11 protein-coding genes are annotated in these 13,052 nt (G+C 41.8%); 8 read left to right on the top strand and 3 right to left on the bottom strand.

What is annotated here, in order from left to right:
• Positions 1 to 151: 151 nt before the first annotated feature.
• On the bottom strand, positions 152 to 1,918 hold the full coding sequence (locus ABXS70_RS11080; protein WP_366295803.1) for a methyl-accepting chemotaxis protein: 1,767 nt from the start codon (positions 1,916 to 1,918) through the stop codon (positions 152 to 154).
• A gap of 220 nt (positions 1,919 to 2,138) precedes the next feature.
• Between ABXS70_RS11080 and ABXS70_RS11075 the strand changes: the two genes are divergently transcribed.
• Positions 2,139 to 2,693 (top strand): CPCC family cysteine-rich protein, encoded by a 555-nt coding sequence (locus ABXS70_RS11075; protein ID WP_366295801.1) that lies wholly within the window; start codon positions 2,139 to 2,141, stop codon positions 2,691 to 2,693.
• 58 nt (positions 2,694 to 2,751) lie between these two features.
• Here the strand turns inward: ABXS70_RS11075 and ABXS70_RS11070 are convergent, their stop codons facing one another.
• Entirely contained in the window at positions 2,752 to 4,233 is a 1,482-nt protein-coding gene (locus ABXS70_RS11070; protein ID WP_366295799.1) for an acetylhydrolase, read from the bottom strand.
• A 202-nt stretch (positions 4,234 to 4,435) separates the two neighbouring features.
• On the opposite strand from ABXS70_RS11070, the gene ABXS70_RS11065 reads away from it, so the two are divergent.
• The 5 genes from ABXS70_RS11065 (at position 4,436) to ABXS70_RS11045 (ending at position 8,668) form a co-directional block, all read left to right on the top strand.
• Positions 4,436 to 5,152 (top strand): response regulator transcription factor, encoded by a 717-nt coding sequence (locus ABXS70_RS11065; RefSeq protein ID WP_366296612.1) that lies wholly within the window; start codon positions 4,436 to 4,438, stop codon positions 5,150 to 5,152.
• Positions 5,125 to 6,543 carry a HAMP domain-containing sensor histidine kinase gene (locus ABXS70_RS11060; protein WP_366295797.1) on the top strand — a complete coding sequence of 473 codons (1,419 nt, stop codon included), beginning with the start codon at positions 5,125 to 5,127 and terminating at the stop codon, positions 6,541 to 6,543. Before ABXS70_RS11065 ends, ABXS70_RS11060 begins: the two co-directional genes overlap by 28 nt.
• 232 nt (positions 6,544 to 6,775) lie before the next feature.
• Positions 6,776 to 7,585 (top strand): aminoglycoside adenylyltransferase domain-containing protein, encoded by an 810-nt coding sequence (locus ABXS70_RS11055; protein ID WP_366295795.1) that lies wholly within the window; start codon positions 6,776 to 6,778, stop codon positions 7,583 to 7,585.
• A 58-nt stretch (positions 7,586 to 7,643) separates the two neighbouring features.
• A complete protein-coding gene (locus ABXS70_RS11050) occupies positions 7,644 to 7,997 on the top strand; it encodes a hypothetical protein (RefSeq protein WP_366295793.1) in 354 nt (117 codons plus the stop codon).
• Positions 7,998 to 8,377: 380 nt separating this feature from the next.
• A complete protein-coding gene (locus ABXS70_RS11045) occupies positions 8,378 to 8,668 on the top strand; it encodes a hypothetical protein (protein ID WP_366295791.1) in 291 nt (96 codons plus the stop codon).
• A gap of 1,042 nt (positions 8,669 to 9,710) precedes the next feature.
• Here ABXS70_RS11045 and ABXS70_RS11040 read toward each other — a convergent pair.
• The gene (locus ABXS70_RS11040; RefSeq protein ID WP_342551177.1) at positions 9,711 to 10,133 is read right to left on the bottom strand and encodes a hypothetical protein; all 423 of its coding nucleotides are present in this window, start codon (positions 10,131 to 10,133) and stop codon (positions 9,711 to 9,713) included.
• A gap of 300 nt (positions 10,134 to 10,433) precedes the next feature.
• Here ABXS70_RS11040 and ABXS70_RS11035 point away from each other — a divergent pair, with 300 nt between their 5' ends.
• Positions 10,434 to 11,099 carry a GntR family transcriptional regulator gene (locus ABXS70_RS11035; protein WP_366295789.1) on the top strand — a complete coding sequence of 222 codons (666 nt, stop codon included), beginning with the start codon at positions 10,434 to 10,436 and terminating at the stop codon, positions 11,097 to 11,099.
• 17 nt (positions 11,100 to 11,116) lie between these two features.
• Positions 11,117 to 12,808 carry a dihydroxy-acid dehydratase gene (gene ilvD, locus ABXS70_RS11030; RefSeq protein ID WP_366295787.1) on the top strand — a complete coding sequence of 564 codons (1,692 nt, stop codon included), beginning with the start codon at positions 11,117 to 11,119 and terminating at the stop codon, positions 12,806 to 12,808.
• Positions 12,809 to 13,052: the final 244 nt, after the last annotated feature.

Here is a 13,052-nt window from a genome sequence, read left to right as displayed (position 1 = left end):
TCAAGTCCAGCTTGTTATATTTCAGAGAGCCAGCTGTTGATAAATTAAAACAAACCGCCGTGTAATGAAACACTGGTCGGTTTGTTTTATCTTAACAGAATAATATTTTTATCGCGAACCGCCCCTTGTGAACGGGACTTCAATGAAGACATTAATTCGTTTCTGAATCGCTGCTTTCGATATGAAATTGATCCGAAGACGATTTGAGCTTGCCGGCAAGGTTTGCAAGCTGCCCCGAAATACCTGATAGTTCATTGGCCGAACGCTGCTGCTCTACAGCACTGGCAGAAACTTCTTCGGACATGGCTGAAGTTTCCTCGGTTGCGGAAGCAATATAGCTTAGATGCTGCTCCACCTCTTGGCGAATGGATTGCATATGAATTGTACGATTTTCCAAACGTTGAGCAAGCTCATTCACTTCAGAGGATAAATGGCTGACTTGTTTGAAACTTTGAAGACATGCAGCGATCTGTTCTTCCTGCTCCTTGGCAGCCAGCATATTTGAATCCAGATGTGTTCCCATATGATGAATCTCTTGAACAAATGAGCTCAGAATTTCGTCAATCTCCTGAATCGAACGTTCAGATTCCTGAGCCAGATGTCCCATCTCATTAGCAACAACTCCAAAACCTTTACCCGCTTCACCTACACGGGCTGCTTCAATCGAAGCATTTAACGATAAAATTTGAGTTTGCTTTAAAATGTTGTGGATCTGTCCACTGATGGTAGAAGCAAGTTCCGAACGTGTCGTCAGCGACTTGGAAATATTCTGTTGATCTTCAACAAGTTTGGCATTCTCACGGCCTTTTTCAAGAAGCATCTCATGTTGGCGTGTCACTTGTACCTGCAGTGCAGACAGCTGTTCGGAAGTATGGGTGAACTGTTCCACATAAGAACCCACTTCATTCATAATACTCCCCAGACTTTCAGAATGCTGGACGGAACGTTCTGTCTCTTCGGCTTGTTTCATGGAACCTATGGCAATTTCTTCGATTGCTCTGGAAAGTTCTTCAGACTGACGCTGGTTTCTCAGAGACGTCTCTGCAATATTTTTCGAAGACTGCTGCAGCGTAGAGGAGCCTTGCTGTATTCCCTTCATAATGTTTGTTATTTGCATAACCATAGTATTAATGAGGTTACTGATGTCCCCGAGTTGATCGTTAGTCATCCGAGTAGATACAACTTGGAGATTACCGGAAGCGACCTGTTCCAGGCTTACCTTAATCTCCGATACTTGTCGAAGGATACCCCTTACCACAAGCAGCATGATGAAGAACGATAGAATTAAAACCACTGCAAAAATCGGGATAACTTTGCCATACGTATAATTCAACGTTATTGCAGAAACACGTTCAACTTCTGCTGCAGACTGGTCCATGCCCAAATAACCAATAATCGTTCCTTGCGAATCTTTAATTGGTGTAAAAGAGGACATCAGCTTTCCCCAGACAGGATCTTCGACAATGCCGGTAGTCACAACTTCACCGCTTACCAAACGTTCTAGCGTTTGAGAGTTCAGCTCAAATGCAGTGCCGTAGGGACTGTATTCCGCATCGCCCCAATCCGCGCCATCCACGGTGTAGACCCATCCATTCGGTGTTTTATTATACATATAAACATAAAGGGCCCCCGATTGAAGGCGAGCCTTAACAAGCTGTTCTCTAAGTGTCTTGTATTCAGAGCTTTCCTCCGAAGCTGAAGTGTATAACGAGTTAATTAACGCTGATTCCTTACCCATCTCAGAAGCGATATTCACTGCAAGCTTCTGGTTGTTATGCTGCATTGTCATCAAAGATGAATTTTCACTGGAGTAATTCGTTGCCCATAGAATCAGGCCGCCCATAGCAAGCAGTGGGACAAGGATGATCGAATATAGTTTTAACCTTAAATCCATTCTTTTGCTGCGCTTTTGTTTCACGTTCTGTTCCCCCTTGGAAGTAAATAAAACAATATGGCTATATGTATAGCTCCATACTCTTTATCGTAAAAATGAAGAGGGAAATGTAGACTGATTCATAATTTAGTTGCATCCGCTCATGTTTTTAGAAGAATAAATACTGCATAATAGAATGAAGCGTATTTTTCCCTATAGGGAGAGGTACAACATTTGGAGCAAACATGGATCGGGGTTGTATATCGTGTTAAGGCAGGAAGCAATAAAGATCATCATCGAAAATGATATCACTAAACTAGCTAGAGATGAACGTGAAGCCATGTTATTGAATTCTTGGGGAATCAATGAAGATGACCCGGAATTCCATTTTTTTTCGAAGTCTTTGCAGGATGAACTGCTGAGTTCAGATGTACCAACAAAGGATATAATGGACGTTCGTTACAACGAATTGTTATTTAAGGTGTCCGAAGGCAGTTTCTATGGAAAACCCAACGAATATTTATCTAAACTTGTCTCGGAAATAGCAGGAAGCAGTATTGAAGTCGAAGGCCGCGTGGAGAAATTATTAGCTTGTCCTTGTTGTAACTACGAAACCTTGGAACAGCGAGGAGAATATGATATTTGTCCCGTTTGTTTCTGGGAGGATGATGGTAACAATGATCCAAGCAGGTACAGCGGACCTAATCACATGACATTGTCAGAAGGCAGGAGTAATTACGAAAAGTATGGAGCATGCTCCGAAAGAGAAGCTGATTTGGTAAGTTCTAATCGATATGAAATCTATAAAAAAGCTGATTAAAATTTCTATGGATTTTCGGGAAAAGAAAGCAGCTGATCGAGGTGATCGGCTGCTCTGTTTACGGCTTTTGCAAGGTGATATTGTTTCGATATTGGACGATTGTTTCGATATTAATATTTTTTATCCCTTTCAGGTATTTATCAAAGAAAGCAGCTGATAGTTCATTAATGCGGGTCTGTACCTGTCTTGGTTCGGCTCCACTTGGCGGCAGTAATGGAGAGAATAGATAAAAGTCCGTGAAACTCATATGATTGGCATGGTCAAAGACGACGAAGTAGGAATCCGTTCCCGCAGCTGCTCTTTTACGTCTTTCCTGGGACTCAGCCCAAAATCGCTGATAATGTTCTCGGTCATGCCCGGAAGCTTCAACGGCTTGATCCAGAGATTGCGCAAACCATCCATCGTCGATGCTCTGCACAGCATTCATCTGCAAATACGGTTTATCAAAACCTCGTTCAGGGACCGGGTCACCATAAAGGACCCCATCCATATTCAGAGCCGCCTGAATCCGCGCATCCTTCATCAGCATTTGAGCTGCCGCCGCACCTCCGAACGAATGACCCAATACCCCGACTTGATTCATATCCACTTTTCCCGAGAGAAAACCTGAATTTGCATCAGAAGACATGGCCTCGATATGATCGAGAACAAATTTGGTGTCATCGACCCAATAATTCATTTTTGTTGCATAATCTTCAAAGCCCGATAAACTTTCCAATTGGAGTAGAGCGATCGTTTGATCAGGGTATATAACGGCTGCCGCATCGTAAGGATGGTCAATGCCCACCACGATATACCCCTGACTTGCCAGCTCTTCCACTTGAAATGTGTTTTGGTTACGAAAACCGGTTAAACCCGGAGAAAACAATAATAATGGAAAACGTTCTTGCGCAGATGATATTTTGGCATCCGTATGAGCATGGGTTTTTACATATCGAAGTTGAGAAAGTAAAAAAGGCGGCAAAGACATGGCTTCCCGAATTCCGGATAACACGACAGGCACATTCTCGATATAATCTGCGTCTGGTAACCCAGAAGAAGTTTCGGCAGGGTACCAGATCTGCACCATGAGCTTCCGACGATCATCAGGGTCGTCCGTTGCTGGCTCACCTCTCGTTACGTCTTCCATGAAGAGTGTAGACGTCCCTACTGGAAAGGGCCCCGCCGGTTCTGAGAAAGCAAAGACCGGCAAAATGGTTGGCAGGAGAGCTGAAGCGCCAATATAGACAGTCAGGAGCAGCACAACTGCACCTTTTTTTAACCACGCTCTTGTTTTTGATAAAGATGATTTTGGTGTGGGTTGTCCTGATTTTTGAGCCCTATACGACTGGAAAGCTATTAAACCGATAACTAAAGCTGAGCCGTATAGAGCAGTATTTTGCCAGCGATAGCCTTCAAATTGGATTTGGATTCCTGCACATATGATCGAAATCCCGGCACCTATTGTTTGCCATTGGGCCTTTTTGGGGAGCGGCAGGAATACGCAACCGAAGAGCAAAATCATATTTACAATCAACAGCAGCATTTCAATGTTTCGCATGAATCCTCCTAGAACATGTATTGTAATATAAAGAGTACTGCACATAACTGTAAAGATCCTGAAGCCAATCTTACATTATCCTTACAATTGAATTGCAGGAAACCCCAACCGATAATAAACATGTATAGTACTGGAAAGATGAGAAGTAAGAGAATTGCCAGCTTGGAGGAATACAGAGATGAATCATAACCCAAACCTAAAAATGAAGCGCACAGTCTTGATCGTAGATGACGAAGAAGAGATTGTGGAACTGCTGCGAATTTTCCTTGTAAAGGAGAATTATGCTGTTAAGGAAGCCGGCAGCGGGCAGGAAGCTTGGGCCCTGCTTCAGCGGGAACATATAGACCTTGCGCTCGTGGATATAATGATGCCTGGAATGGATGGCTATCAGTTGATCAGCCGTATTCGCGAGAAGCTGAAACTGCCAGTGATCATCATTTCGGCTAAAACCGGGGATCTAGACAAAGTCACAGGACTCGGAGTTGGCGCAGATGATTTTATAGCAAAGCCGTTCAGTCCGATTGAGGTTGTGGCACGAATTCAGGCTCAGCTGCGGAGATATTATGATCTGCTTGGTGCTCAACCTGCTGCCGAAATAAAGCCTGCACGAAGCATATGCGGTTCATTACAGTTGGATCATGATTCCTGTATGCTTTTCCGAGAAAATGAGGGCATTGTACTTGGGCCGCTGGAATATAGGCTGTTAAACCTGTTCATGAATGCTCCTGGACGAATATATACCAAGAAACAAATCTATGAAGCGGTATGGAACGAACCCTACCTTGAGGACAGCAACACCGTTATGGTTCAAATCAGCAGACTTCGAGATAAGATTGAGAGCGATCCCAAGCATCCTCGCTATCTCCAGACGATCAAGGGGCTCGGCTATAAATGGGCCAGCCAGGCGAGCAGCAAATGAGAACGCGCAGCATGCATTCAAGCCTAATGATCAATTATGTATGGTTTACTATCTTTTTTGCGCTCATTTGTTACGTGGTATACAGCATTATGTACGATGCCAGGGATGAATATATGAATCAAACGCTGCCTTTGGTAGAGGCGGACAATTTGGTTCGGGAAGAGTGGGAGGAAATTCCCTACGAAACCGCAGCCTCTATGGGCGGATATGTGCAGGTTCTGGATGAAAATTACCATGTCGTTTTCACTAGAGGACGTGCAGATGAAGAATCTCCTCAAAGTTATACGGAAGAAGAGCTGCTGAGCCTGTTCTATGAGTCTTCTGATTCAGATTATTACTCCATTGCACCGCAATTAACGAAAACAGGAGAAAAGCATCATTTGCTGGTTGTGATACCCGGAGGGGCGATCATGAAAGAAAGCAGAATCGTACGAACCGATCGGGAACAGACCGCATATTTCGTCAGACTGATTGTCACTGGATTGATTGTATTTGCTGCAGCATTTTCTCTTATGCTCTGGTTATACAGCCGGATTACTGCCAGAAAAATAACGCTCCCACTTCGAGCTGTCTCGAGCAGACTGGCGGCAGTATCGGAAGAGGAGCAGGGAGAACATCTCCAAATTAAGGCCAATAGGGAACTTATGGAGATCCAACTGAATTTCAACCGCATGACGACCCGGCTGCAAAAAGCGCGCGAAGATAAACGACGGTTGGAAAATGACCGTACACGCATGTTTATGGACATTTCACATGACTTGAAGACTCCCATTACCACCATTCAGGGATATGCAGAAGTCTTGCGCTTAGGACTGGAACAGGATGATTTTCAGCGCAAAAAATATGCAGGATACATCCATCGAAAAGCTCTTTTTATCGGTGCTCTCGTTCAGGACCTGTTGGAGTTGACCAAACTCGAAAACGCATCTTTCTCTTTTAAACGAGTACAGGGTGATCTGTCCGAAATATGCCGCACAGAAGCAGCTGATCTGTACGATTTCTTTGAACAGAAAGGCATTCAGTTAGATATTACAATACCTGATAAACCGGTTTTATTTCATTTTCATGAGGGATTATTCAGAAGAATCATTCATAATTTGCTTGCGAATGCCTTAAAGTACAATACTCACGGCGCTCATGCGTGGTTTACACTGGAAGAAAGAGAGGAAGGTGTACTTTTGACCGTAGGGGATGATGGGCCAGGGATATCTGAAGACTTAGCGGCATCCGTATTCGACCCGTTTGTACGTGGGGACCGGGCGCGCCGCAATGATGGTGGGTCTGGATTAGGGCTTTCCATCGTAAAAAGCGCGGTTGAGAAGCATAACGGGGTCGTTTGGATGGACCGCAGGGCAAAAGGCACACTGATATCTATCTACTTTCCTTTCTAAGCATCTCACAGAATTGCAGTCAGCCGCTATTATGTCGAGGTACAAGACTTGTTCCATTTGAAGTCGCTGTTCTAGCGGCTTTTTTCTCGTTCAAGTACTGTCCAAACCATTATGCTCGTTCATAAACTAATGGACAGATTGATTAACTATAAATAAATTTTATCTTGATTGAAGTAGTAGGCACTTTATACTTAACCTAGAACACGAGAAGATCAAAGTGAGGTGTCTGGATATGAATACCCAAGCTTTATTAGATAAAATAACAGTACTTTTTAAAGAAGAGTTAAAAGGGAATTTGATCGGTATTTATTTGCATGGGTCATTGGCTATGGGATGTTTTAATCCCAATAAAAGTGACATCGATTTTTTAGTTATTGTAAAAGAAAAGCTTACACCAGCAAATAACTCCAGGATTGCAAAAATCGCTTTATCATTGCATGATGAAATGTCTGTGAATTTTAATGAACGCGGAATAGAATTTACCATTATTCTAGAAACGTACCTAAAACCTTTTGTCTATCCTACACCTTTTGAGTTCCATTATTCTGATTACCATAGGAAGAAATATCGTACGGATGAGAATTATGTTTGCGGCGGATTGGAAGATAAGGATTTAGCTTCTCAAATTGCTGCTGCCTACGAGAGAGGAAAAACCCTGTATGGACAACCATTATGTGAACTTTATGAACCGATTGATAGTCAATACTACCTCGACTCTATATTAAACGATGTGGAAGGATGTGCTGATGAGATCATGGACACTCCTCCTGCATACCTTACTCCTATGTACATAACCTTGAATTTTTGCCGAGTTCTTTATTACGTAAAAGAAGGTAAAATATCTTCGAAGCGAGAGGGAGGAGAATGGGCTTTGACATATTTGCCTCGAAACTTTCAGCCCTTGGTTGAGATGTATCTAACGGCATACATCGACGAATCAGCGAGCGGAGATAAAGACAACAGCAATCTTGATATACCAAGTTTTGCAGCATTTGTTGAATATATGAAACAAGAAATAAAGCAAAGTATATCATATCGTTAAGCTAGTACAGTCCGTTTCGTAACATTGTAGTTAACATAAAAGAATTGGGGGAGTCGTTATGGGAGAAGTATGGACCAGTTCGATGCAGGGTACACCTTGGACTATAAGGAAAATGAATAAAGCGGTCAAGCAGCTGGGACATCGGGCGCTCATTTCGTTTGTGATCGATATAGATAAACTTGAAGATCTACAAGCGTTAGATAAGCATGTTTTTGCTAAACGTCCGGATTTAATATTGTCTGTACATCAAATTGATATGAAGGGTTGTTATACGGAAGAATTATTACAAACTATAGCTAGTTTAAAACATATAACAGCTTTACAATTAAAGCTATATCATCCGATTGATCTTAGTATACTTGGTAAGCTAGAACAATTGCAGTTTCTATCCATAACAAGTAAAAGTCGGTAAGCTTAGAATTCCTTTCTACTTTCAGTAATCTACAATATCTTTCTTTATATGGAACATTTGTAGATTTAGCGCCTATAGAAGATGCAGCTGAACTAGACACACTCATTCTGAGTACGAATATTCATGAACTGAACTTTGTTCGTCATTTAAATCAATTGGAATGTCTCTTTATTCATGATTGTACCCTTAAAGGATCCTTGGAAGGACTTGCAGATTCTAATGTTAAAATGCTCAGCTTAGCTAATATACGTAACTTAACGGACCTGGATGATATAACTTCAATGCATAATCTTACTTACCTGCGATTATCCTTACCCAAGGTGGAGGCTTTATGTGATTTCTCTAAAATGAATAACCTTAGGCAGCTGGAAATGGACCATATGAAAGCATTAAAACATATAGATCAATTGTGGTCAGCACCGCGTCTCGAAATGTTACAGTTAAGGCAAATTCCCACAAGCATCAAAGCCAAAGATTTAGAGCCTTTAACTGAAATGAAGCACTTGCAACAACTGGATTTTCGATTTATTGATTTTAATAAAGGAAGGATTGCAGCATTACGCAGCTGGTTTAACCAAGCAGGAAAAGACCATATTCTCTATGAGAATATTGCTGAAGACAAGCGAATGAAGTCCATGTGGTTAATACATTTACAAAAGCATTTAGGTTAAAATAAATAACAGATAATTCACAAGCAGTACAAATTCTAAGCGGTGTTTTCAGTTTTTTAAAAGATATGTATTAGCAGAAAAAGTTCTTTACTTAAAACTGAAAAATGCTCTAAAGAGGGCAGACAGTTGTTAAATCGGTTCAGCTGGAAAGAAAATGATGTTTATGTAATACCTCTGACAGACTCCGTTTCTACAGTTATTCAATTACTCAAAAAAACTTATATTATCATGTTTAATATTTTTTTGGAGAATTCAACCTCTGCTTGGAATGAGGTTAATTTACAGAATATTCACGAATTTCGAGTGATCCGAGTGCTGCATTCGGCTGTAAAATTAACCGCAAAACAAAAATTGAAAGGTTCGGCGGCGATCCCCAAAACAGATGTCGAATTACCCAAACATTATATTAGTCGAGATTTCGGAAAACGTCGGGACTCATGCTCTACTCGGTTCAACCTATCCTTCGAAATCACTTGAACAATTAGAGCCGTATGAATTAACTGCATTACATACAGCTAAAGATCTGATGCATAGACTCTACTGGTCATACTCTGTTACTTTCGGGCTCTTCAAATCTGAATAGGTAAAAGGGACTGTCAAATTCAATAGCGAAGTTCGGATAAGAGATTAGTTGAAGTCTATCGGAAGTTAAATTGGACAGGTATTCAGGTTTCTCCATATCGAAAGGATTCAGACTTTCAAAACTGGATTTAAGTTCTCGAATAACAGGCTCCACAGCTGCACTCACTGAAAATTTGGTTGATCGTAAGAATTAAATACAAATGAAGACTAGAATACTATAAGCATACCATTAATTGGTCATTAAATGTGAGGGGACTGCATACATAAAACTGCATGTCCTTTTTTGTGTCCATTGACATGGAAGGACAAATACATGTTCCCGTGGAAAGCCGCTATTGTAAATAACGGCTTTATAAAATACCACCCTATAGTTAAAATCAGAGTGGTGCATATAATTATTTAAGGTGCTGGTGGCGCTGGTGCTGAGAAGAGTGTAATACTATGAGGTTCAGATGGTGCTTTATCTGTCCCTGTTTGTTCCGTCAGCATCTGCTATAAATGTGATATTGTATGTTCCCTCTTGGGAAATAACTTGATTATAGAAAGTGAAGGCCAAGCTATAAGACCCTAAAAGCCCATCTATAATAACTTTGTGTCCATTATCGTATATCATGTCTTGAGTGAATTGCTTCCAAACTGTTCTGCCATCATGATAATAATTATCTACACCAAATGTAATCCCTTCTGCTGTTATTTCTAGAGTACCATTGGTATAAGGCTCGCCAGGAAGATAATTGAGACGAATCTGTTGTGGGATTGATCCAGCCTCCAGTGTTAATTCTCTAACACTTTCATTGAACCCGTAGTGAGTGGATTTCAAAGTCGGCGCCGGACCTTTAGTTAAAATGAATTCAAATACATTTTCAGTACTCTTTGGAGACATGTATTCAGTATTCGGATCAAATGCAGTTATTACATATTTATAAGTCCCAGGCTCCAGAACACCAATATCACCAGTTAAAGACCCATCGATATTACTTTTTCCAATGTACTGTTCATTTCCTAGTTCGCCTTCATCGACTATATTATTTTCGTTCTTTCTTTTTGGTCTAAAAGCTCAATAAAAAAAAGTAGTGATCTGGATTAACTTAATTGGACGAGTAAAAAACGAAATACTCATTGCTTCTTCATGCTATATGCGATATATTGCATACAAGAATAATTGTAATGAGGATGAAAAACAATGCCAATTCCTAAAGATTTTGCTTTACCCGTCCGTATGTCGGCAAAAGAACGAGCATTTTCTCAGATTCAACGGTGGATTATTGATGGAACACTGCAGCCAGGTGAAAAGCTAATTGATGCGGAAATGGCTGAATCGCTCGGAGTCAGCCGGACTCCGATTCGGGAGGCATTTCAGTTACTTGAAGTTCAAGGTCTCGTGTCTATGCATCCAGGAAAAGAAACAAAGGTAACGACTATTGAGAAAAACGATATTTTTAAGATGTATTCAACGATGGCTGCTCTTCAGGCCTTGGCTGCTGAAATTACCGCCAAAATTATTGTTCCTGAACAAATCGAGAAATTAAGATCCATCAATTTGGAATTTGCAAGTTCGATCAAGAATGGTCAAGTTTATCAGGCCATGGAGGTAGATGAGCTATTTCACAATTATATCGTGAAGCTCTCAGATAATTCTTACGTGGCCACATTTAACACATCTCTTCAGATTCACATTAGGCGATTTAAATATGTGTTTCTAAAACAACCTATTACAGCTACACTTGCTTCTGTCGAAGAACATGATTTGATTATTAAAGCTTTTGAAGACAAGAATAGCGACGATGCCCATAAACTAATGAAACAAAATTTTATCAGGCCGATGCAGGAACTGTACGAGATACTTTGAAGTGAGGGGTTAAGGACATGGAAAATAAAAAAGATCTTCGTATTCGAAGCAGGGTAATCAGTGAAGGCGCTAACCGGGTACCGAACAGGGCCATGCTGCGTGCGGTTGGTTTCCAGGATGAGGATTTCAAAAAACCAATGATCGGAATAGCGAGCACGTGGAGTGAGGTAACACCGTGTAATATGCACATCAACGATTTAGCGGTACAAGCTAAACAGGGCGCACGTGATAACGGTGGTGCGCCGCTAATTTTTAATACAATTACCGTGTCAGATGGAATCTCGATGGGGCATGGAGGAATGTTGTTCTCGCTGCCAAGTCGCGAAGCTATTGCTGATTCGATTGAAATTGTGAGCGGAGCTGAGCGTTTTGACGGCGTTGTTGCGATCGGTGGCTGTGACAAGAATACGCCTGCATGTCTAATGGCTATTGGACGCATGAACATTCCCTCCGTTTATGTATATGGGGGAACCATTCAACCAGGTAATCTCGACGGCAAAAAAGTGGATATCGTTTCCGCTTTTGAAGCCGTTGGTCAATATCAAGATGGCAAAATATCAGATGAACAGCTGCATAAGGTCGAATGTAGTGTTTGTCCAGGTCCAGGCGCTTGCGGAGGCATGTATACCGCTAATACGATGGCCGCTGCTGCAGAAGCAATGGGTATGTGTTTGCCTGGTTCTTCTTCGACATCAGCTATCTCGGCGGATAAAGCAAAGGAATGCGAAGCAGCCGGTAAACAGGTCATCTCACTGCTTGAACAGGAAATCTATCCAAGAGACATTATGACAAAGAAAGCATTTGAGAATGCGATCACCGTTGTTATGGCTCTGGGGGGATCAACCAACGCATTTCTCCATCTGCTGGCTATTGCGCACTCCGTAGAAGTGGATTTAACCTTGGATGATTTTGAGCGAATTCGTCTGCGTGTTCCTCATCTGGCAGATCTGAAGCCAAGTGGTCAATATGTGATGCAGGATTTGAATGATATTGGCGGTGTTTCAGGGGTAATGAAGCTGTTGCTTGCTGAGGGATTACTTCATGGGGATTGCCTCACGGTAACAGGTAAAACGTTGGCGGAGAATTTAGCGGAAACGGCTCCACTTCCGAATGACCAAGAGATTATACGACCACTCGATAATCCGCTGAAGCCAGATGGACCCCTGGTTGTGCTTCGAGGTAACCTCGCTCCTGAAGGTGCTGTTGCCAAAATGTCAGGCATGAAGATACAGCAGTTTTCAGGCCCGACTAAGGTGTACGATAGCGAAGATGAAGCGACAGAAGCGATTATGAATGATGAAATTCAAGAAGGAGACGTCTTGGTCATACGCTATTGTGGTCCGAAGGGTGGACCAGGTATGCCTGAGATGCTTTCCGTAACAGCACTCATTGTAGGCAAAGGACTCGGCGGGAAAGTTGCTCTCATCACAGATGGCAGGTTCTCAGGTGGCTCGCATGGATTTGTAGTCGGCCATGTATCACCTGAGGCACAAGTAGGCGGACCGATCGCTTTGCTCCAAAATGGGGATCTCATCACCATTAACAGTGACATCCAGGAGATGAAGGTTGAAGTATCAGAAGAAGAGTTAGCGGCTCGAGCGAAAGCGTGGGTTCAACCTCCGCTGAAAGTAAAATCCGGTGTACTCGGTAAATATGCCAAATTAGTTTCCTCGGCTTCAAAAGGAGCAGTAACAGATATGATGGAATAAACAAAAAACAGCAATGCTATATACAGCAAAGCTGCTTTAGAAGTCAAGAATGCCGCAAGAAAATGATGAAGAATACCTTTTGTAAAGATTAATTTGTATACCTCCGTTAATTTCTATTTGATAATTAACGGGGGTTCTTTTTGTAAATGCTGAGATAATATTAGAGCGCAGCAGTAAAGAAGAGAAGATTTATCAGATTTATTACCGGATTGAGGGAGATGGAGAATTCATTTTGCGAATAATG

The organism is Paenibacillus sp. AN1007, from assembly GCF_040702995.1.
Lineage (GTDB): Bacteria > Bacillota > Bacilli > Paenibacillales > Paenibacillaceae > Paenibacillus.
The sequence above is the reverse complement of the archived record's forward strand: the minus strand, read 5'-3'. Positions and strand labels throughout refer to the sequence as shown.